The 24,355-nt window shown below is 69.5% G+C and carries 21 protein-coding genes; 10 read left to right on the forward strand and 11 right to left on the reverse strand.

The features are described 5' to 3' along the window. Window positions 1-8 precede the first annotated feature (8 nt). The 3 genes from OHS16_RS15225 to OHS16_RS15235 all read right to left on the reverse strand — a co-directional run bounded on the left by OHS16_RS15225 (window position 9) and on the right by OHS16_RS15235 (window position 2,509). The gene (locus tag OHS16_RS15225) at window positions 9-782 is read right to left on the reverse strand and encodes an SDR family NAD(P)-dependent oxidoreductase (RefSeq protein WP_328537750.1); all 774 of its coding nucleotides are present in this window, start codon (window positions 780-782) and stop codon (window positions 9-11) included. Window positions 783-940: 158 nt separating this feature from the next. Continuing rightward, window positions 941-1,669: an HAD family hydrolase gene (locus OHS16_RS15230; protein ID WP_328537751.1), complete on the reverse strand. Its 729-nt coding sequence runs from the start codon at window positions 1,667-1,669 to the stop codon at window positions 941-943. A 162-nt stretch (window positions 1,670-1,831) separates the two neighbouring features. Next, window positions 1,832-2,509: a ScbR family autoregulator-binding transcription factor gene (locus OHS16_RS15235; protein ID WP_328537752.1), complete on the reverse strand. Its 678-nt coding sequence runs from the start codon at window positions 2,507-2,509 to the stop codon at window positions 1,832-1,834. A 320-nt stretch (window positions 2,510-2,829) separates the two neighbouring features. On the opposite strand from OHS16_RS15235, the gene OHS16_RS15240 reads away from it, so the two are divergent. Further along, on the forward strand, window positions 2,830-3,777 hold the full coding sequence (locus tag OHS16_RS15240) for a ScbA/BarX family gamma-butyrolactone biosynthesis protein (protein ID WP_328537753.1): 948 nt from the start codon (window positions 2,830-2,832) through the stop codon (window positions 3,775-3,777). A gap of 115 nt (window positions 3,778-3,892) precedes the next feature. Here the strand turns inward: OHS16_RS15240 and OHS16_RS15245 are convergent, their stop codons facing one another. Genes OHS16_RS15245 through pdhA form a run of 3 tightly spaced genes read right to left on the reverse strand, consistent with a single transcriptional unit; the run spans window position 3,893 to window position 7,445 of the window. Continuing rightward, window positions 3,893-5,299 (reverse strand): dihydrolipoamide acetyltransferase family protein, encoded by a 1,407-nt coding sequence (locus OHS16_RS15245; protein WP_328537754.1) that lies wholly within the window; start codon window positions 5,297-5,299, stop codon window positions 3,893-3,895. A gap of 14 nt (window positions 5,300-5,313) precedes the next feature. Next, window positions 5,314-6,294, reverse strand: coding sequence for an alpha-ketoacid dehydrogenase subunit beta (locus OHS16_RS15250; protein ID WP_328537755.1), 981 nt, complete (start codon window positions 6,292-6,294; stop codon window positions 5,314-5,316). 2 nt (window positions 6,295-6,296) lie between these two features. Continuing rightward, window positions 6,297-7,445: a pyruvate dehydrogenase (acetyl-transferring) E1 component subunit alpha gene (pdhA, locus tag OHS16_RS15255; RefSeq protein WP_328537756.1), complete on the reverse strand. Its 1,149-nt coding sequence runs from the start codon at window positions 7,443-7,445 to the stop codon at window positions 6,297-6,299. Between the two features lie 327 nt (window positions 7,446-7,772). Here pdhA and OHS16_RS15260 point away from each other — a divergent pair, with 327 nt between their 5' ends. The 3 genes from OHS16_RS15260 (at window position 7,773) to OHS16_RS15270 (ending at window position 9,984) form a co-directional block, all read left to right on the forward strand. Next, window positions 7,773-8,432 carry a response regulator transcription factor gene (locus tag OHS16_RS15260; protein WP_328537757.1) on the forward strand — a complete coding sequence of 220 codons (660 nt, stop codon included), beginning with the start codon at window positions 7,773-7,775 and terminating at the stop codon, window positions 8,430-8,432. A gap of 115 nt (window positions 8,433-8,547) precedes the next feature. Beyond that, entirely contained in the window at window positions 8,548-8,964 is a 417-nt protein-coding gene (locus OHS16_RS15265) for a pyridoxamine 5'-phosphate oxidase family protein (protein ID WP_328537758.1), read from the forward strand. A gap of 15 nt (window positions 8,965-8,979) precedes the next feature. Continuing rightward, window positions 8,980-9,984 (forward strand): phosphotransferase, encoded by a 1,005-nt coding sequence (locus OHS16_RS15270; RefSeq protein ID WP_328537759.1) that lies wholly within the window; start codon window positions 8,980-8,982, stop codon window positions 9,982-9,984. A gap of 42 nt (window positions 9,985-10,026) precedes the next feature. On the opposite strand, the gene OHS16_RS15275 is transcribed toward OHS16_RS15270, so the two are convergent. Next, the gene (locus tag OHS16_RS15275) at window positions 10,027-11,667 is read right to left on the reverse strand and encodes a protein kinase domain-containing protein (RefSeq protein WP_328537760.1); all 1,641 of its coding nucleotides are present in this window, start codon (window positions 11,665-11,667) and stop codon (window positions 10,027-10,029) included. Window positions 11,668-12,087: 420 nt separating this feature from the next. Here OHS16_RS15275 and OHS16_RS15280 point away from each other — a divergent pair, with 420 nt between their 5' ends. The 6 genes from OHS16_RS15280 to OHS16_RS15305 all read left to right on the forward strand — a co-directional run bounded on the left by OHS16_RS15280 (window position 12,088) and on the right by OHS16_RS15305 (window position 19,541). After that, a complete protein-coding gene (locus OHS16_RS15280) occupies window positions 12,088-13,722 on the forward strand; it encodes a protein kinase domain-containing protein (RefSeq protein ID WP_328537761.1) in 1,635 nt (544 codons plus the stop codon). 150 nt (window positions 13,723-13,872) lie between these two features. Further along, window positions 13,873-14,625, forward strand: a complete 753-nt coding sequence (locus tag OHS16_RS15285; RefSeq protein ID WP_328537762.1) for a hypothetical protein — start codon at window positions 13,873-13,875, stop codon at window positions 14,623-14,625. Window positions 14,626-14,662: 37 nt separating this feature from the next. Then, on the forward strand, window positions 14,663-15,256 hold the full coding sequence (locus OHS16_RS15290) for a PadR family transcriptional regulator (protein WP_328537763.1): 594 nt from the start codon (window positions 14,663-14,665) through the stop codon (window positions 15,254-15,256). A 33-nt stretch (window positions 15,257-15,289) separates the two neighbouring features. Next, window positions 15,290-16,048 carry an ABC transporter ATP-binding protein gene (locus OHS16_RS15295; protein ID WP_328537764.1) on the forward strand — a complete coding sequence of 253 codons (759 nt, stop codon included), beginning with the start codon at window positions 15,290-15,292 and terminating at the stop codon, window positions 16,046-16,048. Next, window positions 16,045-18,906, forward strand: a complete 2,862-nt coding sequence (locus OHS16_RS15300; protein ID WP_328537765.1) for an FtsX-like permease family protein — start codon at window positions 16,045-16,047, stop codon at window positions 18,904-18,906. The genes OHS16_RS15295 and OHS16_RS15300 overlap by 4 nt, the downstream gene beginning before the upstream one ends. Before the next feature lie 74 nt (window positions 18,907-18,980). Continuing rightward, entirely contained in the window at window positions 18,981-19,541 is a 561-nt protein-coding gene (locus tag OHS16_RS15305; protein WP_328537766.1) for a bacterial proteasome activator family protein, read from the forward strand. 516 nt (window positions 19,542-20,057) lie between these two features. Here OHS16_RS15305 and OHS16_RS15310 read toward each other — a convergent pair. From OHS16_RS15310 to OHS16_RS15325, 4 genes are read right to left on the reverse strand one after another with little or no spacing between them, the layout of a single operon-like run. Continuing rightward, window positions 20,058-21,047 carry an NAD(P)H-quinone oxidoreductase gene (locus OHS16_RS15310; RefSeq protein ID WP_328537767.1) on the reverse strand — a complete coding sequence of 330 codons (990 nt, stop codon included), beginning with the start codon at window positions 21,045-21,047 and terminating at the stop codon, window positions 20,058-20,060. Between the two features lie 10 nt (window positions 21,048-21,057). Continuing rightward, window positions 21,058-22,131, reverse strand: coding sequence for a potassium channel family protein (locus OHS16_RS15315; RefSeq protein ID WP_328537768.1), 1,074 nt, complete (start codon window positions 22,129-22,131; stop codon window positions 21,058-21,060). Then, window positions 22,128-23,414 (reverse strand): molybdopterin molybdotransferase MoeA, encoded by a 1,287-nt coding sequence (locus tag OHS16_RS15320; protein WP_328537769.1) that lies wholly within the window; start codon window positions 23,412-23,414, stop codon window positions 22,128-22,130. The genes OHS16_RS15315 and OHS16_RS15320 overlap by 4 nt, the downstream gene beginning before the upstream one ends. Beyond that, window positions 23,411-24,271, reverse strand: a complete 861-nt coding sequence (locus tag OHS16_RS15325) for an NTP transferase domain-containing protein (RefSeq protein WP_328537770.1) — start codon at window positions 24,269-24,271, stop codon at window positions 23,411-23,413. Before OHS16_RS15325 ends, OHS16_RS15320 begins: the two co-directional genes overlap by 4 nt. Window positions 24,272-24,355: the final 84 nt, after the last annotated feature.

The raw sequence follows: 24,355 nt of genomic DNA on the forward strand, positions 1-24,355 counted from the left end.
GGGATGCGTCAGGCGCCGGTCACGCCGCCGTCCACCGCCATCGACGTTCCGGTGACATAGGAGGAGCGGTCGCTGCACAACCACGCCGCGGCCTGCGCCACTTCCAGTGGAGCGGCCATCCGCTTCTGGACGGAGCGGGCGACGAAACTCTCCTCCAGCGCCGGTGTCTCCTCCAGGATGGTCTGCATCATCTCGGTGAGGGTGCTCCCCACGACGAGGGCGTTGGCGCGGATGCCCCGCAGGCCGTAGTCCGCAGCGGCCGCCTTCGTCAGACCGATCACCGCATGCTTGGCGGCCACATAGGCGGCCGAGGCACCGGTGGCCTGCAGCCCGGCGACACTGGAGGTGTTCACGACCGATCCACCCCGGCCGGACTTCAGCATCACGGGGACCTGGTGGCGGAGGCAGTTCCACACGCCCCTCACGTTGGTATCCATCGTGCGGTCGAAGACCTCGTCACTGATCTCGTGCAGTGCGGTCCCGGACGAGGCCCAGCCCGCGTTGTTGAACGCAGCGTCCAGATGGCCGAAGGTATCGACGCCGGCTTCGACGACACGCTCGACGTCGTCCGACAGTGCCACGTCTCCCGCTACGGCCATCGCCCGGCCGCCGTCGGCGCGTATCTCCTCGACGAGTGCCCGGATCCGGTCCTCCCGCCGCGCCATCAGCACCACGGCTGCCCCCTCCTGTGCGAACAGCCGGGCCGCGGCTGCGCCGATCCCGCTGGAAGCACCCGTGATCATCGCGACCTTGCCGGCCAACATGCCCTGCTCGCTGCTCATTGCCCATCTCATTTCAGCCGTACGTCCCTGCCCGCGGGCATGACGTCGTAAGGAATGCGGTTCCCCACCGCGCGAAGGGCGCAGCAGGCCGCGTTGTCAGAGGGTTCGCCGCCACCGCTGTGCGGCGGACAGCCGCACAGCCGATCGGGGCAGGGCCGTCACACAGCGGCCGGGTCACTCCACACGGCGCCGGTTGCGGCCTCCGCATCGATCGCACGCAGCAGCTCGTCGTCGATGGCCGGCAACGAACGCACCAGGTGGCGGGTTCCTGCCTCCCGCATCAGCTGCTCCTGGAAGCTGTGCTGGAACGAGCTGGGGTGGCCGATGAAGGGCACGCCGAGCGTCCTGGCGGTCTCGGCCACCCGCGCCACATCGTCGATGAACAGGGCCTGGTCGTACCGCAGACCGAAGACCTCGGTGGTGATCTCGTGGATGCCCGGACGGAAGTCGTTGGTGCAGACGTAGCCGGGGCCGTCGAACAACGCCGCGTGCTCGCCCAGGAAGCTGTCGAAGTGGGCCTTCTCCAGACCCCCGTAGCAGACGGTCCGCAGGCCAAGCGCACGCAGACGCTGGAGCAGCTCGACCGCTCCGTCGGTGAGAGCGACGGGGTGGGTCTCCAGGTACTCCGCGCGCTCCTGGAAGTACGCCTCGCGCATCTCCGCGACAGTGGCTCGGGAGCCGACGGCGGCGGCAAGGCGCTGGAAGGCGATGCGCTGCGGCTGCGAGAAGATGCCTCGCTCGCTCTCGGCCGTGTACGTGCCGCCCCGGCTGGTGATGAAGTGGTGGATGACCGGGCTGAAAGTGTCGTTGAGCATGACGCCGTCGATGTTGACCGCGGCGAGTCTGAGGTGATCGAGCTCCATGGTGTTGCCCCCGTGAAGTGTCATGTCGTCATACGGTTCTGGCCCACCGGTTCCGGTGCGCTGTCGTTTCGGCGGTCACGGTACAGGCGGCGGCCCGCAGCCGCCTCAACTGGTCCTTGGGTCCCGGCAGTTGAGGTGGCGGACTGGTCGGGGGCGCGCGCCCGGTTCCGGCGCCGCATGCCGGGCTCAGGAGGGTGCGGCGCCTGAGGCGTCGGTGTCCGTGACCGTGCCCCTGTCCGCGACGGTCACCTTCACCCGTTGCGGATCGAGGGCGGTGTGGGCTACGACGGACGGTACGGCGATTCCCGGCAGCAGCAGCCGCCACATGCGCACGGCACGCTCCGAAAGGTCGCGGCGGCCGCTCACCGCCTCGGCGACCATCTGCATGCCGGTGCAGGCATCCACGACGAAACCGGCGACCGCCTGGGGCTCCACCCCCGGCAGTAGTTCGCCCTTCTCGTCGGCGGTCTGCAGGCATTCCTTCATGATCTCGACCCACGCCTTGTAAGGGGTGGCGTCCTGACTGCCGAACGTCCCCTGTTCACCGGTGAGTCGCACACCCGCCCGCAGCATCGGGTCGACCTGGAGCTGGTGGGCCCAGGTCAGCGTGATGTCCACCAGCCGTTGCAGGCCGGTCGAGTCCAGCCAGGGAACGATGGTCTCCGGCTGGGCGTTCATCACCGCCCGGGCCAGGCCCTCCTTGGACTCGAAGTGGAAGTACATGGCCCCGGCGGTCGCTCCGGCCCGCTTGAGGATCTTCGTGATGCTCGCGCCGGAGAAGCCGTACTCGTCGAAGACCTCCGCCGCCGCGTGCAGGATCACCTCGCGGGTCTGGACGGCTCGCTCCTGCTTCGGCTTTGCCATCGCACCTTCTCCTAAAAAATAGAACGATCTCTATGTTATCTGGACGGGCCCGGAACCGCCACACCCTCCACCAAGGTCCAGTGGTCGGCCGGCACCGAACGGCGCCAACGCCTCACCGGTCCACCGAAGACTTACCGCACAAGAGGTATGCGCGAGTCCGCTTGCCGGGGGATCGGCGCCGCTCTCCACTCCCACTCGACCCATGGTCAAGGCATGACACGGCCTTTGCTTCTCGTTGACCCTAAAAAAAGAACACTCTTTATGTTTACCGGTGCAGCCTTTACCGCTGCATCTCAACAGATGTTCCAGGGGGAACTTTCATGTCCATCACAGCGCCCAGCCCTGCCCAGATACCGTCGCGCGGCACCTCCACCAAGGTTCCGCGCGAGTACGTACACAAGGTAGTGGGATCCGAAGTCCTCCTCACCGCCTGGCGTCCGAACGGCAGTGACGTCTACAGCGTGGGCGCCCGCTGGCCGCACCAGCACAGCTTCTACAGCCCCTCCCACGGCCTGCACGATCCGCTCCTCGTGGCCGAATCGGTCCGCCAGACCGTTCCGTTGCTGTGCCACACCGCCTTCGACGTGCCCATGGGGCACCGCCAGGCATGGACCCACTTCCGCTACACCATCAACCCCGCAGCCATGATCGCGACCAAGGACCCGGCCCCGGTGGGGATGCGCGTCTCCTGCGCCGATGTGGTTCGCCGCGGCAGCCGGCTGGCCTCGATGAACATGCAAGTGGATCTCATGCGACAGGGCATCCGGCTGGGAACCGCCCGGACCAGTTTCGTCAACCAGCCCCCGGCGGTCTACCAGCGGCTGCGCAGGCAGTACGCGGATGTGTCCGTGGCCGCCGCGCGGGCGATCCCGCTGGCTTCGCCGATGAACCCGCACGAAGTGGGCCGCGAGCGGTTCGAGGATGTCGTCCTCTCCCCCACGGACAGCCCCAACCGCATGCAGTTGAGGGTCGACCTCGCCCACCCGGTCCTGTTCGACCATCCCCTCGACCACGTCCCGGGGATGCTGCTGCTGGAGGCGACACGCCAGGCTGCGCACGCGCTCGCCCATCCCCGGCCGGTGATCGTCATGGCCATGGATGCCGTCTTCTCCCGCTATGCCGAATTCGACGCCCCCTGCTGGATCCACGCCGACCCGCTCCCCAGCGACTCGGCCGGACGCATGCGCGTGCTCATCTCTGCACTGCAGAACGGCACCTGCATCTACTCCAGCGTCGCCACGCTGGAACACCGGCCGCCCACCCACTGAGCCCTTCGCCGAGTTTTCGCCGAGCCTTTTCGCTGCCGCGGGGGTACGGACATGGCGCGGCCCCCGGACGCACACCGCGTCCGGGGGCCGTTGGGCTGCAGGCCACTGCGCCCGGCTACGCCCAGGTGATCAGGCGCTTCGGCTGCTCCAGGATCGCCGCGACGTCCGCGAGCACCTTGGAACCCAGCTCGCCGTCGACCAGCCGGTGGTCGAAGGACAGCGCGAGCGTGGTCACCTGACGGGGCTTGACCTTGCCCTTGTGGACCCACGGCTGGAGCTTGATCGCACCGACCGCCAGGATCGCGGACTCACCCGGGTTGAGGATCGGCGTCCCGGTGTCGACGCCGAAGACGCCGACATTGGTGATGGTCACCGTGCCGCCCTGCATCGCCGCGGGTGAGGTCTTGCCCTCCCGGGCCGTGGTGACCAGTTCGCCCAGTGCCCCGCCCAGCTCGGGCAGCGCCATCGTGTGCGCGTCCTTGATGTTCGGGACGAGCAGCCCGCGCGGGGTGGCCGCGGCGATGCCCAGGTTGACGTAGTGCTTCTGCACGATCTCCTGGTTCGCCTCGTCCCAGGCCGCGTTGACCTGCGGGTTGCGCTTGATCGCGACAAGCAGCGCCTTGGCGATCAGCAGCAGCGGGTTCACCCGCACCCCGACAAGGCCGTACTTCTCCGGGGACTCCTTGAGCTCGGCGACCAGCTTCATGGTGCGGGTGACGTCGAGCGTGACGAACTCGGTGACATGCGGCGCCGTGAAGGCGCTGCCGACCATCGCCTGGGCGGTGGCCTTCCGTACGCCCTTGACCGGGATACGGGTCTCCCTGGCATCGCCGCTGACCGCGGTGACCTCGGTGACCGCGGCGGCCGGTTCCGGGGCCGGCACTGGCTCCGGCGCGTCGGGTGCCGACGCCGCGTGCACGTCCTCGCGGGTGATGATCCCGTCCGGGCCTGACGGCGTGACCGTCGCCAGATCGATCCCCAGGTCCTTGGCGAGCTTGCGGACCGGGGGCTTGGCGAGCGGACGCGCCGTGGTGTGCCCGTTCAGCTGCTCCCGGGGCGCTTCGGCCGGCGGCACGGCACGGGGCGCCTCGGGGGCGGCCGGCGGTTCGGCGGGCGCGCTCTTGCGGGGGCGGCGCTTGGTCGAGGACTCGGCAACCCCGTATCCCACGAGCACCGGCTGGCGGGCAGCCGGGCGGGCCTCCTGCTCGGCCTGCTGCGGAACGGCGGGCGCGGGCTCCGCCACGGCCTCGGCGGGCCCGGACCCCGGTGCCACGTCAACCGCGATGATCACCTGGCCGACATCGACCGTGGTGCCTTCGGGGAAGCGCAGCTCGTGCACCACCCCGTCGAACGGGATGGGCAGCTCGACGGCGGCCTTGGCCGTCTCGACCTCGCACACCACCTGGCCGTCGGTCACGGTGTCGCCGGGGGCGACGTACCACTTGAGGATCTCCGCCTCGGTGAGTCCCTCGCCCACGTCGGGCATCTTGAACTCTCGGAAGCGGGTGGCTGTATCAGTCATGGTCACGGCGCTCCTCAGTACGCAAGCGAGCGGTCGACGGCGTCGAGCACCCGGTCAAGGCCCGGCAGGTACTCGTCCTCCAGGCGGGCCGGCGGGTACGGCGCGTGGAACCCGCCGACCCTCAGTACCGGTGCTTCCAGGCGGTAGAAGCTCCGCTCGGTGATCCGGGCGGCGATCTCCGAGCCCGTGCCGAGGAACACCGGGGCCTCGTGCACCACGACCAGCCGTCCGGTCTTCTCGACCGAGGTCTGCACGGTGTCGAAGTCGATCGGCGACATCGAGCGCAGATCGACGACCTCGACGGACTTGCCCTCCTCGGCCGCCGCGGCCGCCGCCTCCAGGCAGACCTTCACCATCGGACCGTACGCGGCAAGCGTCAGATCCGACCCCGCACGGGCGATCCTGGCCTTGTGCAGCGGGTGCGGGATCGCGTCGACGTCGACCTCACCCTTGTCCCAGTAACGCCGCTTCGGCTCGAAGAAGATGATCGGGTCGTCGCTCTGGATGGCCTGCTGCATCATCCAGTACGCGTCCGACGCGTTGGAGGGCGAGACCACCTTCAGTCCCGCGACATGCGCGAAAAGGGCCTCGGGGGACTCGCTGTGGTGCTCGACCGCGCCGATGCCGCCGCCGTACGGAATGCGCACGACGACCGGAAGCTTGATCTTGCCGAGCGCGCGGGCGTGCATCTTCGCGAGCTGGGTGACGATCTGGTCGTAGGCGGGGAAGACGAAGCCGTCGAACTGGATCTCGACGACCGGCCGGTAACCGCGCAGGGCCAGACCGATGGCTGTGCCGACGATGCCGGACTCGGCGAGCGGGGTGTCGATGACACGTCCCTCGCCGAAGTCCTTGTGCAGACCGTCCGTGATGCGGAAGACGCCGCCGAGCTTGCCGACGTCCTCGCCCATGATCAGGACCTTGGGGTCGGTGTCGAGCGCCTTGCGCAGCGACTCGTTGAGCGCCTTGGCGATGCTCATGCTGGTAGCAGCCATGATCAGTTGTCCTCCTCTGCGAAGGACGCCTGGTAGGCGGCGAACTGCGCGCGCTCCTCGTCGACCAGGGCATGGCCGTCGGCGTGGGTGTTCTCGAACATGGCCATCGAGTCCGGGTCCGGCATGGCCCGTACGGCCTCACGCACCCGCTTGCCGAGGGTCTCGCTCTCACCCTCGAGCCCGGTGAAGAACGCCTCGTCGGCGATCTTCTCCTTCTCCAGATACGTCCTGAGCCGCTGGATCGGGTCCTTGGCCTCCCAGGCCTGGCGCTCGTCGTCCGTGCGGTACTTCGTCGGGTCGTCGGACGTGGTGTGGGCACCCATCCGATACGTGTACGCCTCGACGAGCGTGGGCCCCTCACCCCTGCGGGCCCGCTCGAGCGCCGACCGGGTGACGGCCAGGCAGGCGAGTACGTCGTTGCCGTCGACCCGGACGCCGGGGAATCCGAAGCCCTGCGCGCGCTGGTAGAGCGGCACCCGCATCTGCTTCTCGGTCGGCTCGGAGATCGCCCACTGGTTGTTCTGGCAGAAGAACACCACCGGGGCGTTGTAGACCGCGGAGAAGGTGAACGCCTCCGCCACATCGCCCTGGCTGGACGCACCGTCACCGAAGTAGGCGACAACGGCGGAGTCCGCGCCGTCCTTGGCGACGCCCATCGCATAGCCGGTCGCGTGCAGCGTCTGCGAGCCGATCACGATCGTGTACAGATGGAAATTGTTGGTGCTGGGGTCCCAGCCACCGTGGTTCACGCCGCGGAACATGCCCAGCAGATTGGTGGGATCGACCCCCCGGCACCAGGCGACACCGTGTTCACGGTAGGTCGGGAAGACGTAGTCGTCGTCCCTCAGCGCCCGGCCGGAGCCGATCTGAGCGGCCTCCTGACCGAGCAGCGAAGCCCACAGCCCGAGTTCGCCCTGGCGCTGCAGGGCGGTGGCCTCGGCGTCGAAGCGACGCGTCAGGACCATGTCCCGGTACAGACCACGCAGCTCTTCGGGGGTGAGATCCACCTGATAGTCGGGGTGCTCGATGCGCTCGCCATCGGGCGTCAGCAGCTGTACGAGCTGAGGCTCGGAGCGCTCAGGCGTCCTTGCGGCGCCGGCTCGCTTGCTGCTGCGTCGCGGCTTGCGCGCGGCACTGCTCTCCACGGTCACGTGCGTGCTCCTCCGTCGGTCCGGCCCCCGGGGTTGCCGGTAAGGCCAGTGCGGCTCGCCTGAAATCCGTACCCCCGCACGGGGTGGGTGCGATGTGGCCGGGAACAGGCGTGACAGGTGCCCCGGCGAGCACCCTGTCAAAGGCACGTTACCCAGTGCGTCGCAGAACTGCGAAACCCCATTTGACCTGCGATTTTGCTTGGATTTCCAAGTAAATCGAAGAATGGGCGAACAATCACTGGTCACAGCCTTGCAGGCCGCCGGAACAGGGGCACGTTATACCGGCCACCCCGGGCACGGGAAGAGCTGGTATGTGAGACTGATTCCGTGTCCGGATCCGCAAAAATCAGTGTATTTCTCCTCGACGACCATGAAGTGGTACGTCGGGGTGTTCATGAGCTTCTGTCGCTCGAGGAGGACATCGAAATCGTCGGTGAGGCCGGTACCGCGGCGGACGCCCTGGCGCGAATCCCGGCCACCCGACCGGACGTCGCGGTCCTCGACGTCAGGCTTCCGGACGGCAGCGGGGTGGAGGTCTGCCGGGAGATCCGCTCGGCGGACGAGCGCATCAGATGCCTGATGCTCACGTCCTACTCCGACGACGAGGCACTCTTCGACGCGATCATGGCGGGGGCGTCGGGCTATGTGCTGAAGGCGATCCGCGGCGATGAACTGCTCTCGGCGGTACGGGACGTGGCGGCCGGAAAATCGCTGCTCGACCCGGCGGCCACCGCGCGTGTCCTGGAACGGCTGCGCGACGGCGGAAAGGAGAAGGGCGACGACCGGCTGGCTGCCCTCACCGACCAGGAGCGCAGAATCCTGGACCTGATCGGCGAGGGGCTGACCAACCGGATCATCGGCGAACGGCTGCACCTCGCCGAGAAGACGATCAAGAACTACGTCTCCAGCCTGCTCTCCAAGCTCGGCATGGAACGGCGCTCCCAGGCCGCCGCGTACGTTGCGCGGCTCCAGGCCGAGCGGCGCTGACTCCGAGCGGCACTGACTCTCCGTAGTCCTGAATGCCTTATTCGGGACCTACGTCCTCAATCAAGGGACAGCCGGCCCTTCTCCGCGTCCTGCCGGGTGGCGGAGAGTGGAACCCATGCCCACCGAGGAACTGCGTGCCATCGAACTGCTCGGCCTTGTGCCGTACGGCAGAGTTGCGACCAGCTTGGGCGCACTGCCCTTCCTGGCCATCGCCCGGCACATCGTCTCGGAGGGCTCCGTCATTCTGCGGATGCATGTGGGCCGCGGACATCACGAGGCCTGCAAAGGCAGCGTGGTCGCCTACGCTGCCGACAACATGTGCTCGGGAGAGACCGACGTCTGGTCCGTGCAGTTCACCGGCACCGCCGAGGCCATCACCCCGACACCCGACGAGCTCCGGCACTTCACCGGCGCCCCGGCCGAGATGAACGGCGAACCGTACGAGCCGGTCTATCTGCGCATCAGGCCGCGGTTCAGCACGGTGGACCGGATGGAGTACACGGCACCGCAGACGGCGGACGCCGCCCAGTGATCTAACATCTGGCGGGTGCCGCGCTCATATGCAACCCCACCTGTGGCGGATCTGCTGCACCGCTACGGTTCCGAGGGCACCGTACTGTCCTGCGAACCGGTCGCCCAGGGGCTGCTGAACCGCGGCTACCGGCTCGCCACCACGCACGGGGACTTCTTCCTCAAGCACCATCTCGACGGTGATCCTGCGGCGATCAGCCGCCAGCACCGCGCGACCCGCCGCCTGGAGGCACTCGGGGTGCCCGTCGCCCCGCCGCTGGCGGGTACGGACGGCGCCACCGTCACGGTGATCGGTGGCCGGTGCTACGCCCTTCACCCCTGGATCGACGGAAAGCACCGCGACGGAGCCCAGCTCAGCACCGCCGGCTCCCGGCGGCTCGGAGCGTTGCTCGGCCTGGTGCACACCGGCCTGGAGAGGGTGATGGAGGCAGCGGCCGCGCCGCCCCCGTACCGGAGCGCCGATCCGGCGGACACCTTCGCCGTCATCGAGGAACTGCTCGGTTGCCTGGCGGCCGGAGAACGGCCGAGGGACGCCTTCGACGAGCTGGCCGAGCACCGGCTGCGGGAGCGCCGCCGGCTGCTCGAGCGGCACGCTCACCGGCGCCCACCGCCGGGCGCGACAGGGGGGTGGGTGCACGGGGACTTCCATCCGCTGAATCTGCTCTACCGCGGAGCGGAGCCCGCGGCGATCATCGACTGGGACCGGCTCGGCGTGAAACCACGGGCCGAGGAGGCCGTCAGGGCCGCGGTCATCTTCTTCGTCCAGCCCACCGGGGAACTGGAACTGGTGAAGGTGCGTGCCTACGCGCGTGCCTACCGGCGGGCGGCAGCGGCGGGCTCCGCCGAACTCGCCGCAGCGGTGCACCGGGTGTGGTGGGAGCGGCTCAACGACTTCTGGGTGCTGCGCTGGCGCTACCAGCTGGGCGACCGCAGGGCCGACGCGCTGTTCCCCGCGGCATCGGCCCTCGTGGTGTGGTGGACGCGCCACTACGACGCGGTGTGCGAGGCGTTCGCGGGGTGACGGGTGGGGGAGAGTCCGGTCTCTCCCCCGGGTGGGCGGCGGTCAGTCGCCGGTCACTCCCCCGGCGGTCTTGCCGCCGGTGTCGGTGCCCGCCGTGCTGCCCGCGTCGGTGCCCGCCGCGGTGCCGCCGTCATCCGTGCCCGCCGCCGTACCACCGTCATCCGTGCCCGCCGCCGTACCACCGTCATCCGTGCCCGCCGCGGTGCCGCCGTCATCCGTGCCCGCCGCCGTACCACCGTCGTCGCTGCCCGCGGCGGTGCCGCCGTTCTGAGTGCCGCCGTCGGTCGTCGTACCGCTGCTGGACGGCTTGGACGGCGGAGGCGAGGACTTCGACTCGCTGGGGGAGTCCGACGGGCTGGAGGAGGGCGTGTCGCTCTGCTCGCCGCCGGTGGAGGTGCCGGGCTGGGTGGTGTCGTCGGTGGCCTCGTCCGAAGGGGCGTCGGTCTGTTTGTCGGGGGCCGAATGGCTGGGCGCCGGCGACTTGGTGGCGGGTGTACCGCCGCCGCTCCTGCCGCCGAAACCGTCCAGCGCGAACACGATGCCGGCCGCGATGGCGACCACCGCGAGCGCGGCGACCACCCACATCCAGCCGCGTCCGCCGCGGTGCTCCCCGCCGCCCCGGTACCCACCGTCGTCCGGGTTCATCGGGGGCAGGATCGGGCCCTGCGACGTGTCGCCGCCGCCGTGGCTCGGGTACGCCGCGGTCGCTGCGGTGGCCGCGGTGGCGCCGCCCTCGTTCATCGCCACAGGACCGGTGTTCCAGGTTCCCGTGTGGCCGCCCTGCTGCTGGAGCATCTGGAGCGAGTAGGCGACCAGCGCCCGCATCTCCTCCGCACTCTGGAACCGGTCGTCCGGGTCCTTGGCGAGGGAACGCATCACCAGACCGTCGAGCTCGGGCGGCACCGACGACGCCGCCTGGGACGGCGGGAGGGGCATGTCCTGGACATGCTGGTAGACCACCGAGAGCGGGGTCTCACCCGTGAAGGGGGGCCGCAGCGCCAGCAGTTCGTAGAGGAGACAGCCCGTGGCGTACAGGTCGGAGCGGTGGTCGACGGCCTTGCCGAGGGCCTGCTCCGGGGAGAGGTACTGAGGGGTCCCCATGACCATCCCGGTCTGGGTCATCGTGGATGCCGCGCCGTGCAGAGCACGCGCGATGCCGAAGTCCATCACCTTGACCGCGCCGGCGTCCGTGATGATCACGTTGGCGGGCTTGATGTCCCGGTGGACGATGCCGTGCTGGTGGGAGTAGGCGAGTGCCTCGAGCACCCCGGAGACGATGATCAGCGCCTGCTCGGGCGGCGGTGCCTCCGCGTTGATCAGCAGATCGCGGATGGTGCGGCCCTCGACCAGCTCCATCACGATGTAGGGGACGGTGTTGCCGCCCCAGTAGTCCTCGCCCGAGTCGTACACCGCGACCACCGCATGGTGGTTGAGGCCGGCGACCGACTGTGCCTCGCGGGTGAAGCGGGCCTTGGAGACCGGGTCTTCCGCCAGGTCTGAGCGGAGCAGTTTGACGGCGACGGTCCGGCCGAGCCGTACGTCCTCCGCCGCGAACACCTCAGCCATGCCGCCACGGCCGAGACGGTGCGTCAGCCGGTAGCGGCCGTCACCGACCAGGCCGCCGACGCCCCACGACTCCGGCACGTCCGACACGCCTCCGCCTGCCTCGGAATCGGGTGCCATCTGTCCTCGCCGTCGTGTCGGTCCGCATCAGCGGTGGTACGCGGATGGTGCGCGGTGATCCTTTTGGTACAGCGCCAGTCGGTGCTCTGCCGTCACAGCACTGTCATGCCGCGGTACATCGCGACGTCACGCTACAGGCTCTGTGTGCAGGCCCGGTCCGGCAATGACCGGCTATCCAACCCGCAACCGAGCCGCCCATGCAAATTCCATGCGCTTCCTGTAACGCTTGCGAGACGCTTGATGCGCGTACGGTCACGGAACGGGCACCCGGCTTGACGTAACAGTGCCCTCGGGCAGACTTTCCTCGTACGTCAGATCATTACGTGCGATCAGCCCGTGTGATCGCACAGCTGATCACAATTGATCACGCAACACGCAACATCGCGCATCGTTTCCGGGTGCCGAGGGGGAGCCAGACTCATGAGCCAGGACGGCGCGCAGGGCCGGTACGCGGGAGATTCGGTCGCCGGGGGGCGCTACCAGCTCCGTGACCTGCTCGGTGAGGGCGGTATGGCGTCCGTGTACCTGGCATACGACTCGGCTCTCGACCGCCAGGTCGCCATCAAGACCCTCCATACGGAGCTGGGCCGCGAGCAGTCCTTCCGCGAACGCTTCCGGCGCGAGGCGCAGGCCGTCGCCAAGCTCTCGCACACCAACATCGTCTCGGTGTTCGACACCGGCGAGGACACCCTCGGCGAAGCCCTCATGCCGTACATCGTCATGGAGTACGTGGAGGGGCAACCCCTCGGATCCGTACTGCAGTCGGACATCACGCAGTACGGCGCGATGCCGGCCGACAAGGCGCTGAAGATCACCGCCGACGTACTGGCCGCGCTGGAGGCCAGCCACGAAATGGGCCTGGTCCACCGGGACATCAAGCCCGGCAACGTCATGATGACCAAGCGCAACGTCGTCAAGGTCATGGACTTCGGCATCGCCCGCGCCATGCAGTCCGGCGTCACCTCGATGACACAGACCGGCATGGTGGTCGGCACGCCGCAGTACCTCTCCCCCGAACAGGCACTGGGCCGCGGGGTGGACGCGCGGTCGGACCTGTATTCGGTCGGCATCATGCTCTTCCAGCTGCTCACCGGGCGGCTGCCGTTCGACGCGGACTCACCCCTCGCGATCGCCTACGCGCATGTGCAGGAGGAGCCGGTCGCTCCTTCCTCGATCAACCGCTCGATCCCCCCGGCGGTCGACGCGCTGGTCGCCCGCGCCCTGAAGAAGAACCCGAACGAGCGGTTCCCGACCGCGGACGCGATGCGCGACGAGTGCCTGCGGGTGATGTCGTCGGGACAGACCGGCGCCGCCCCGATGGTCGTCGGGGGCGCGCCGGCGAGCAGCGGCTCGGGCGTCGGTTCCGCGGTCTTCCCGCCGGTGGACTCCTCGCTGCCGCAGAGCGGCCAGGTCCAGACGCCGTACCAGCCGGGCCCCTACGGCGCGCCGGCACCTGCCCCCGCGCCTTCGTACGGTTACCCGCAGCAGGGCGGCTACCAGACACCCGCGCCCACCCCGCAGCCGTATGCGGCGCAGCAGCAGTACGGCGTGCACACACCGCCGCCGTACACCGTCCCGCAGTCCCCGACGCCCGCGCAGGGCGGATCCGGCGGTGGCGAGCGGAACACCCCCGTGATCGTGGGCGCGATCGTGGTGGCACTGCTGGCGGTCGGCGGTGTGATCGCGGCCCTGCAGATGGGCGGCAAGGGCGACGACGAGGCCGGCGGGACCACGGGCGGCACGTCCAGCTCGTCGGCGAAGCCGGGCCACAAGGGGCCCGAGCGGAACCGGACGATGGAAACGACGGAATGCTCGGGCGCCCAGCCCGGAACGACCGATCCGGACAAGATCCAGGTGCCCGACTTCGTCATCAAGGACATCCTGTCGGCGAAGGCCTGCGCCAGGGCAGCGAATTGGCACGTCACCATTCGCGAGGAGCCAAGCGGCCAGTGGGGTCAGGACATCGTCCTCGATCAGTACCCCTTGAAGGGCACGAACGTCGACCCCAAGAACCTCACCATCACCCTGGGGGTCTCGACGGGGGACGCCCCGTAACAGCAGTCGGCGCCCGGGGTCCGGCAGGCGGTTCACACCGCTCGCCGGGCTTTTTGCCATGCCTGAGATGCCGGATATGCCTGGGAATGTGACGCTTGGTCTGTTGTCACTTCCGCTTCTTCCGGGATCCCGGGAAGAGAGGGGCACTCCGTGATCGAGCTGGTGGTGCTTGCGGTGCTGATGTCCCCGGCAGCGGTGGTCAACACCGATACACCGCCACCACTGGCCGCCAGCGCGCAGCCTTCGAGCGCGGCCTCCAGCACCAGCGGAACCGGGGACCAGTCGGACCCGACGGACCAGGGCGATCCATTGGACCAGGGGGGCCAAGCGCATCAGGGCGGCCCGACGGAGCAGGCGGATCCGGCAGCCACCGACCCGGCCCCGGAACCCGGCGACATCACAGCGGACATCGCCGGCCACGACGGCACAGCGCCGGACGCCCCGGGCCGCCACGGCCACCATCACGGCCACGGCCACGGCCCCGGCGCGATCCCCAGCCCTGTGCCGAGCACCTCGCTGGCCGGCGGCGTAGCGGGCCAGGGGCGGGTCAGGCCGGGCCGGACCGTGAAACCCGCACCCTCCGCGTCGCACGCCGGGAGCCCAGCCCCGACCGCCAGCAGCACAGCCACCGGCCGGAAGCACTCACCCCCCGCGTCGGAACCGGCCGCACCGCCGGCCGAGCAGCAGCCTCCGGCGCCCGCGCTCGTGCGGACCTGGACCCCGCAGCCCGCGGCGAGTCCGGTGCGCACGACGGGCACCGAGGCAGCCGGACGCAAGCCGGGAACGCAGGCCCTCCCGCAGTCCGATCCGCTTCCGGTGCGGGTCGGGGCGCTCGGGTTCGGACTCACCCTGGTCGGAGCGGGTCTGGGGTTCCTGGCCCTGAGACTGCGGCGCTCACCGTGACTTGCACCTGAGAGCATACTCGGTATACATACTGAGTATGTCGATCCGTCACGGGCTTCTGGCCCTCCTTGAGCAGGGCCCGCGCTACGGCTCTCAGCTCCGCACCGAATTCGAATCGCGCACCGGCGCCACCTGGCCGCTCAACGTCGGCCAGGTCTATACGACGCTCAGCCGGCTGGAGCGCGACGGCATGGTCGTCCAGGACGGCGAGGACGATGCGGGCCACGCGCTGTACGTCATCACCGACGAAGGGCGCGGCGAGCTCAGGAACTGGTACGGGGCGCCGGTCGACCGCACCAGCCCGGCCCGGGACGAACTGGCCATCAAGCTCGCGATGGCGGTCGGCGCCCCGGGCGTCGACATCCGGGCGGTGATTCAGGCGCAGCGCCATCACACGGTGAAGGCGATGCAGGACTACACGCGCCTCAAGGCGCAGGCCTTGACGGCCGCTCCCGCCAACCGCGACGAGGTGGCCTGGCTGCTGGTCCTGGAACAGCTGATCTTCCAGGCCGAAGCGGAGGCCCGCTGGCTGGACCACTGCGAGTCCCGTCTGGTCCGCCTGGCGGAAGCGGCCCTCACGGAGCCCGCGCCGGCCCCGGCCCGGTCGTCCCGTCCCAAGCTCCGCCACTGACCTTCCCGACATCCGCAACCAGGGGGACCCCACATGACCACACCCACCGCAACACCCCACCCAGCACAACCCGTTCTGGAACTCCGCAACCTCACCCGCACCCACGGCTCGGGTATCGCCGAAGTGCACGCCCTGCGCGGAGTCGACCTCGCCGTGCGCCCGGGCGAACTGGTCGCCGTGATGGGCCCGTCGGGCTCCGGGAAATCCACCCTGCTCACCCTGGCCGGCGGCCTGGACACCGCCTCGTCCGGCCAGGTGATCATCGAGGGCCAGGACATCGGCACCCTCACCCGCAAGGCACTCTCCGCCCTGCGCCGCCGGAGCGTCGGCTATGTCTTCCAGGACTACAACCTGATCCCGGCCCTCACCGCGGCGGAGAACATCGCGCTGCCCCGCGAACTCGACGGCATATCCGTCCGCAAGGCCCGCCGGGAAGCGAGGGAAGCCCTCGCCGAGATGCAACTCACCGACGTGGCGGACCGCTTCCCGGACGAGATGTCCGGCGGCCAGCAGCAACGTGTGGCCATCGCCCGCGCCCTCGTGGGCGACCGCCGTCTCGTCCTGGCCGACGAGCCGACCGGCGCACTGGACTCCGAGACCGGTGAGGCCGTCCTCGCCCTGCTGCGCACCCGTTGCGACGCGGGCGCGGCCGGCGTCATGGTCACCCATGAACCCCGCTACGCCGCCTGGGCGGACCGGGTGGTCTTCCTCCGGGACGGCTCGGTGGTCGACCAGACCCTGACCACCGCGCCCGAGTCCCTGCTGGCCTCATCCGCCGAGGGTGCCAAGTGAGCGTCATGACCGGCTGGCGCGCAGCCATCCGCATAGCCCGCAGGGACGCCCTTCGCGCCAAGGGCCGCAGCGCCCTGGTCGTCGCGATGATCGCCCTGCCGGTCCTCGGCGTCACCGCCGCGGACATCACCTATCACAGCGCGGCCCCGACGCAGGGCGAGAAGCTGACTTCCGAGATGGGCGCGGCCGACGCACTCTTCCGCGATCCCGACATGGGCGGCGGCCCCATCGAACAGATGCCGGAAGGCGATTCGTACGGCCCGGTCGGCGACGGCTCCACCGGCAGCCGGCACCCCACCGCAGTGAATGTGGCGGCCGCGCTGCCCCCGGGCGCGCACGGCATCACCCGGCAGGACGTGATGTCCACCGTGACGACCGCATACGGCGTCAAGACGGTCGAGGTCACCGAGCTGAACACCGCCGACCCGATGGTGCGCGGCATGGCCGACCTGGTGCGTGGCAGCTACCCGAAGACCGACAGCGACATGATCGTCAATCAGGCCTTCCTGGACTCCACCGGGCTTCACGTCGGTTCGCACACCACGGTCCGCGGCTTCGGCAAGACCTTCACGATCACCGGCGCCGTCGAGCGCCCGTCCGATCTGAAGGGCTTCCACCTGTACGTCAACCCGGGTGCCCTGATCGCGCCGTGGAAGCGGGCCGCCGCTGCGGACAGCAGGATGATCCCACCGCGGCCGCAAAGCGCCGACTGGCTCGTCAAGGCCGCCGGCGCACCGGGCGTGAGCTGGAAGAACGTTCTCGAAGCCAACAAGAAGGGCGTCGTGGTGGAATCCCGCCAGGTCGTCCTGGACCCGCCGCCACGTTCCGAGGTCCCGATGGCCGCGGAGACCAGCAGCGGCTCGTCCCACGCCTCCCTGGAGGTCACCGCTGCGCTCGCCACCGTCGTCGTGATGGCGATGCTGGAGATCGTGCTGCTCGCAGGTCCGGCCTTCGCGGTCGGCGCGCGCCGCTCACGCCGCCAGCTCGGGCTGCTCGGCACCTGCGGCGGGGACCGCAGCCACGTCCGCGCAGTGGTTCTCGCGGGCGGTGTGGTGCTGGGTGGCGCGGGCGCCGTGATCGGGACGGTCGCCGGCCTCGGTCTCACCGCGGCGCTGCGCCCGCTGATCGAGGGCTGGGCCGGTCACCGCTTCGGCTCCCTCGCCCTGCACCCGCTGGAACTGCTCGGCATCGCCCTGATCGGCCTGGTCACCGGCCTGCTCGCAGCATTCGCACCCGCCGTCGTGGCGGCCAGGCAGTCGGTGCTGGAATCCCTCACCGGGCGGCGCGGGGTGCGACGGTCCTCGCGCGTCATGCCGGTCCTCGGCGTGATCGCCCTGGTGCTGGGCGTCGCGCTCGCCCTCATGGGCGGTCTGACCGGCCACACCACGGGGGTCGTCGCCGGCTCGGTCATCGCCGAACTCGGTGTTCTGCTCTGCATCCCGGTGATCGTCGGCTTCCTCGGGCGGCTGGGCCGCTTCTTCCCCCTTTCGCCGCGCCTCGCCCTGCGTGACGCGGCCCGCAACCGGGGCCGCACCGCGCCCGCGGTCGCCGCGGTGATGGCGGCGGTCGCCGGCACGGTGGCCATCGCGACCTACACGGCGAGCTCCGACGCGGAGCAGCGGTACAACAACGAACGGTCGATGCCGTCGGGCGTCGTCGCGCTTGTCGCCGACACCTACGACGAACATGCCAACCCGGCGAAGGCCCTGGCGGCAGCGGGTGGCATCGCCGAACACGACCTGTCGACCAGCGGCTCGCACGCCGGCATCAGCCGGGTGTGGGCGGGCAGCGACTGCGACCGGTTCCCCGACGCGGGCCCCGATGACTGCGGCACCCTCACCATGTCCAAGCCCAAAGCCAACATCTGCCCGCTGCAGGCCAAGGGCGGCAAGGAACTCGCGGCCAGAATCTCCGCCGACGAGCACAAGAAGCTGATGAACTCCCCGCGGTGCAAGGACACCGCCGGAACCATGAGCAGCTTCGGCAACGCGGACAACATCGTCATCGGAGATGCCGCACTGCTGCGCACCTACGTCGGCCTCAAGGACCCGGCCGCGGCGAAGGCACTGGCCGCCGGCACTCCGGTACTGCTCAACAACGCATACGCCGACCCGGACGGCAGGGTCACCGTCAAGGCCGTGCAGCGGTACGTCGAACAGGACAGGAAGAACCGGAAGCTGCACCCGGGCGAGCCGGCGGAGACCGTCACCCGGCTCGCGGTCTACAGAGCCGCCGACCGTTTCGCGGCGACTCCCGGCATCCGCATGATCATGCCGCAGTCCACCGCGGACCGGCTGGGTCTGCACACCGGCCCGGTCGCCACGGTCTACTCGGTGAGGCATGCGCCGACCGACGCCGAGGAACAGCACTTCAACGACGGGATATCGCAGGCGGGCAACGGAGCCTATCTCTCGTACGACAGGCCGTCGGGAAATGACTCCGACACCACCATGCTGACCCTCGCCCTCTTCGCGGGCGTGGTGACTCTGGGCGCGGCCGCCATCACCACAGGTCTCGCCAAGGCCGACGCCGAGGCCGATCTGACCACCCTCAGCGCGATCGGCGCCCCGCCAGGAGTGCGGCGGATGCTCAGCGGTTTCCAGTGCGCGGTGGTCGCCGGAACAGGTGTACTGCTGGGGACCGCGGCCGGAGTGGTGCCCGCGGTCGCCGTCAGGCTGACCGATCTGCAGACTGCGCTGGCGGACATGCGGGATGACCCGCTGCGGTCCGCGTACACCCCGATCGTGCTGCCCTGGGAGACCATCGGAATTCTCGCTCTGGCCGTTCCGGTCCTGGCCGGCCTGCTGGCCGGCGCCTTCACACGGTCCCGGCTGGTGCTGGCCCGGCGCGCCGGGTAGGCCGTCACAGGGTGGATCATCCGCGAACGGGGGCACCACACTCTCGTGGAGTACGTGTGCGAGACAATGGCGGTATGGATATGCCGAGGAGTGAACGGTCGGAACAGTCGCGGGAGCACCCCCAGGTTCTTGTCGTGGGACAGGACGGGATGGCACTCGGCGGCGGGGCCGGCGGTGACGACGAGTCGCGCGAGGTTCCAGTGACAGAGATGGTGGAGCAGCCGGCGAAGGTCATGCGCATCGGCAGCATGATCAAGCAGCTTCTGGAGGAGGTCCGCGCTGCGCCTCTCGACGAGGCGAGCCGGGTACGCCTCAAGGACATTCACGCGTCCTCGGTGAAGGAACTGGAGGATGGACTGGCCCCCGAACTGGTCGAGGAGCTGGAACGCCTCTCGCTCCCCTTCACCGACGAGGCCATCCCGTCGGAGGCGGAACTGCGCATTGCGCAGGCTCAGTTGGTGGGCTGGCTGGAAGGCCTCTTCCATGGCATCCAGACAGCCCTCTTCGCCCAGCAGATGGCCGCGAGGGCTCAGTTGGAGAGCATGCGCCGTGCCCTTCCTCCGGGTTCCGGGGGTCAGGACGACGAGGACGAAACCGGAGGCCACGGGGCGATCCGCTCCGGCCCCTATCTGTAAGCGCGCCATCTGTAAGCGTCGCCCCGGAGCATCCGGCGTATCCGGAGCACTCGATGCGGGGGCCGGGCCCGGGCCCGGCCCCCGCATCGGATGCTGCTGGTTGATTCGGGCCTGTGTGTGACGCGTCGGCCTTCAAGACCTGTTGGTGGTCTTGGAGGCCGACGTCGTGTCAGCGGGTGGATGCCGATGCGACCGGCAGCCGGGGGAGAGCGCCGGACGTCCCTTCGGGAAATGCGCCCATACCCCGCACGAACTCACCGGGCCGGGCCTCGGACGTTGGATCAGCGCTCGGCGGAGGTCCCGCCCCGGGCCGATGAGGTGCTGTCCACCGAGAACTGCTTCCGGGCCGGAGAGGGTTTCCGTCGAGACGACGCCCTGGGCCGAGGCGACGCTCTCCACCGAGGTGCCCGCTTCTCGCCTGGACTGGCCTCCGGCCCGGGTCGGTGCCCCGGCTGCCGGGGGAGGCCGGCCGCGGGGGGGGGGGGGCGGCCGGAGGCAGTCTTCCCTCCGGCGGAATCAGCCCGCCGAAGCCCCCCGCAGCAAGATCTTGCCCACATGCGTGCCGCTGTCCAGCGCCCGATGCGCATCCGCTGCCTCCGAGAGCGGGAACTGCTGATCCACCACAGCGCGTACCCGCCCTGCGGCGATCAGCGGCCAGACATGCTCGCGTACCGCAGCGACGATCGCCGCCTTCTCACCGAGCGGCCGGGCCCGCAAGGACGTGGCCGTCACCGCGGCCCGCTTACCGAGCAGCGTCGCGAGATTCAGCTCGCCCTTCACCCCGCCCTGCATGCCGATCACCGCGAGGCGCCCATTGACCGCCAGCGACTTCACATTCCGGTCCAGGTACTTGGCGCCGACGATGTCGAGGATGACATCCGCCCCGGTTCCATCCGTCGCCTTGTGGATTTCCTCGGCGAAGTCCTGCTCGCGGTAGTCGATCAGAATGTCGGCGCCCAGCTCGGCACAGCGGGCCAACTTCCCCGCACTGCCCGCAGTGACGGCGACCCGTGCCCCCACCGCCTTACCCAGCTGAATCGCCATCGTGCCGATCCCGCTCGCTCCACCGTGCACCAACAGCGTCTCGCCAGGCCGCAGATGGGCCACCATGAAGACGTTCGACCAGACCGTGCACGCCACTTCGGGCAGCCCGGCCGCCGTGACGAGGTCGACCCCGTCCGGCACCGGCAGCAGTTGCCCGGCCGGTACGGCGACCTTCTCCGCGTATCCGCCGCCCGTCAGCAGCGCGCACACTTCGTCGCCGACAGCCCATCCCGAGACTCCGGGGCCCAGCTCTGTGATGCGTCCTGAGCATTCAAGCCCGGGATAGCGCGACGCACCGGGCGGTGGATCGTAAAAGCCCTGCCGTTGCAGTACATCGGCACGGTTGACGGCGGCCGCCACGACCTCGACAAGGACTTCGCCCTCGCCGGGTACGGGATCAGGCACCTCGGCCCAGACAAGCGCCTCGGGACCGCCAGGTTCGGTGATCGTGATCGCATGCATGAGCGCGAGGCTACTCCGCACCCGCCGACGCTGCAGAAACCCGCACGATCGCGATCACCCGGTCGGTGAGCTGCAAAGGGCTGGCCTCCGGATCGTCGTACCCGAGCAGTCGGTGTCCGCGCTTCACCGTGACCACCAGATCGTGCACGTCGCGCACGCTTCGCCCCACCTCGTTCTTTATGACCGGGCGCTCGACCAGATCCAGTCCGCTTCCCTGCTGGATCAGATCCTCCATCACCGTTCCGGCGCTGGGGCTGAGCACGGACAGCCCGAGCAGTCGTCCCGCTGCGCTGGCGCTGGTGATCACCGCATCCGCACCGGACTGCCGCAGCAGTTGCGCGTTCTCTTCCTCGCGCACCGCGGCAACGATCTTCGCCCCGCGGTTGAGCTGTCGCGCGGTGAGCGTCACCAGTACTGCGGTGTCGTCACGCTGGGTCGCGATCACGATCTGCTTGGCACGCTGCAGTTCGGCGCGGTTCAGCACATCGCTGCGGGTCGCGTCTCCGATGACCCCGGCGAATCCATCGGCGTTGGCGGCTTCGATGACTTTGCTGTCGGGGTCGACGACAACGATCTGTTCCCGCTTCAGGCCAGTGGCGCACAGCGTCTGCATGGCGGAGCGGCCCTTCGTACCGAATCCGATGACAACAGTGTGGTCACGCAAGCGGAGCCTCCAGCGATTCAGCCGCCACTCCTCCCGGGTGCGCTCCGTGAGCACTTCGAGAGTGGTACCGACCAGGATGATCAGGAACAGCACGCGCAGTGGCGTGACCACCAGGATGTTCGTGAGCCTGGCACCGGCTCCGTACGGAACGATGTCTCCGTACCCGGTCGTGGAAAGGGTGACGGTGGCGTAATAGAAGGAATCGAGCAGGTCGACTGTGCCATCGGCGTTGTCGTGATAACCGTCGCGATCGAACCAGACGATCAAGGCGGTCACCGCCAGCACCAGCAGAGCGATCAGGACCCGCTTGGCGACCTGGCGGAGCGGCCTCTCGACCACCCTGCGCGGCAGCTTGACCCGCCGGGTCACGAGCGTCTCGCCGACCTGTCGGTCAAGGGCGTCATGTCCTGGAAGTTTCACGTGAAACACTCCCCCGCCGCCGGCAGATCGAGGACCTCAAGACGTTGCCCGGCCCGCGCACCGCCGGGCGGCACCACGGCGAGTCCGTCGGCGGCTGCCATCCCCCGGAGCATCGCGGGCCCATTGAAGTGCAGCGGGTCGATTTCCTCAGCTCGATGCACCACCGGGACGAGCCGGGTATCGGAAGGGTGGCCTTGAACATGCGCGCGTACCGGCGCGGAATAGCCCTCGGTGTCCGTTCGTCCGGAACGCGTGCGCAGCAGCGGTTCAGCGAGCGTGAGCAGGCCCGATACGGCGGCGAGCGGGTTCCCGGGCAGTCCCACCAAATGTCGGCCCTCCGCGAGGCGGGCCAGCAGCATCGGATGTCCTGGCCGGACCGCGACCCCGTCGACCAAAAGCTCAGCACCGGCCTTGCGCAGCGTCGGATGGACATGATCCACCGGGCCCGCTGCCGTTCCGCCGGTGGTGACGATCAGATCGGCCTCAGAGGTCGTGATGGCGTGATGCAGAGCGTCCGCGTCGTCGCCGAGCCGACGCGTGCTCAGCACATCCGCGCCCAGCGATCGGATCCATGGCCCGATCATCGGTCCCAGGGCGTCCCGGATCAGCCCGTCCCGGGGAAGCCCCTCCACCAGCAACTCATCGCCGAGTATCAGGACTTCGACGCGCGGTCTGGAGATGGTGAGCAGTTCGTCGTATCCGGCAGCGGCTGCGAGCCCCAACACCGCCGGGGTCACCAGAGCTCCGACGGGCAGCAGTTGATCGCCTGATCGGCACTCCTGTCCCCGCGGTCGGATGTCCTGCCCCTGCACAACCGGGTGCCGGGCGTACAACAGCCCAGTGCCCTCTTCCGCGCGCGAGTGTTCGGAACGGACGACAGCGGTGGCATCGGAGGGGATCCGAGCACCGGTCGCGATCCGTACGGCCTCACCGTCGGCCAGCGGCTCAGGGGCGGAATGACCGGCGAGGATGCCAGAACCGCTTGTGAGCTGCCAGGGTCCGGGACCGGCGACCGCCCAGCCATCCATGGCCGAGGTGTCGAACGACGGAAGATCGGTGAGGGCGGCAAGCGGCTCGGCAAGGGTCCGGCCGAGCGCACGGTCGAGCGGTGTACGCCGGGTGACGACCGGGGCGGTGTGGCCGGTCAGAGCGGCCCGCGCCCGGGCATCTGCCCAGGAAACCGTGCGGTGGCCTTCCGGTGGAGAGGGCTGCGGCGCAGCGGGTGTCTCCCTGCCGACCAGCGCCAGGGCTTCGTCGACGTCGCGGTCCTCCTGCTCGGTCATCCGGCGTCGGTTCCCTCGGCCTCTTCGGCCTCGCTCGCCCAACGGTTCGCGAGAGCGGCAGCCTTGTGCGCCGCCTCGGCGGCTGCTTCCGGTCCGTCCTTCTCCGCCTTCGCCGCCGCGTACCCCACCAGAAAGGTGGTCAGCGGCGCGGCCGGTCTGGCGACACCGTGTGCGGCATCGCGGGCGAGGTCGAGAAGGACGCCGGTGTCGACGTCGAGCTCGATTCCGAGTTCGGCCTTGACTGTGGTGATCCATTCATCCAGCACGTGTCCATGCTCCCTGATACGGGACCGGGCCGACGCAATGTCCTGCCAGGTGTCGCAGTCGAACGAGGCGAGGGGCTCAGCGGCGATCCGGGCGAGGTCGAGTGCAGCGACGAGCAGACGCACCGGAAGCCCGGCCGTCGAACCGTGCTCGGTGGAAAGCAGTGCCAGCTCCCGGCGCAGCGGTTCTGTGCGGTAGGCGGCAACCAGTGGCTGGTCCCTGCCCCCGGAGTCGGTGAGCAGCACCCCTTCGTGCGGCCCGGCCGCGAGGGCACTCAGCAGTGCCGGCACCGTCGACTCCCCGAGAAACGGCAGGTCCGCCGAGAGCACCAGCACCGTCTCGGCGGACACCATGCGCAGCCCGGCGTCGAGCGCTGCCAGCGGTCCTCCGCCGGGCGGCTCCTCACGCGCCCAGAGAACGGGTCGCACCGTCCCTCGCCGCCCACCGACCACCACGGTGGCCCCGGCCCCTCGGCAGGCCCCGAGCACCCGGTCGAGCAGCGCAAGCCCGCCCACGGTCAGGCCGGGTTTGTCCGCCCCGCCGAGCCTCTTGGCAGAACCTCCGGCGAGCACGACGGCGTCATACAAGGTCATCCCGCGAGTATGGGCTGTGGGCGGCCCCTACGGAACGGGCCAGTGACATACAGCAGCTCACGGGATGGCGGGTCCCTCTCCCGG

Origin of the sequence: Streptomyces sp. NBC_00344, from assembly GCF_036088315.1 — a bacterium.
GTDB lineage: Bacteria > Actinomycetota > Actinomycetes > Streptomycetales > Streptomycetaceae > Streptomyces.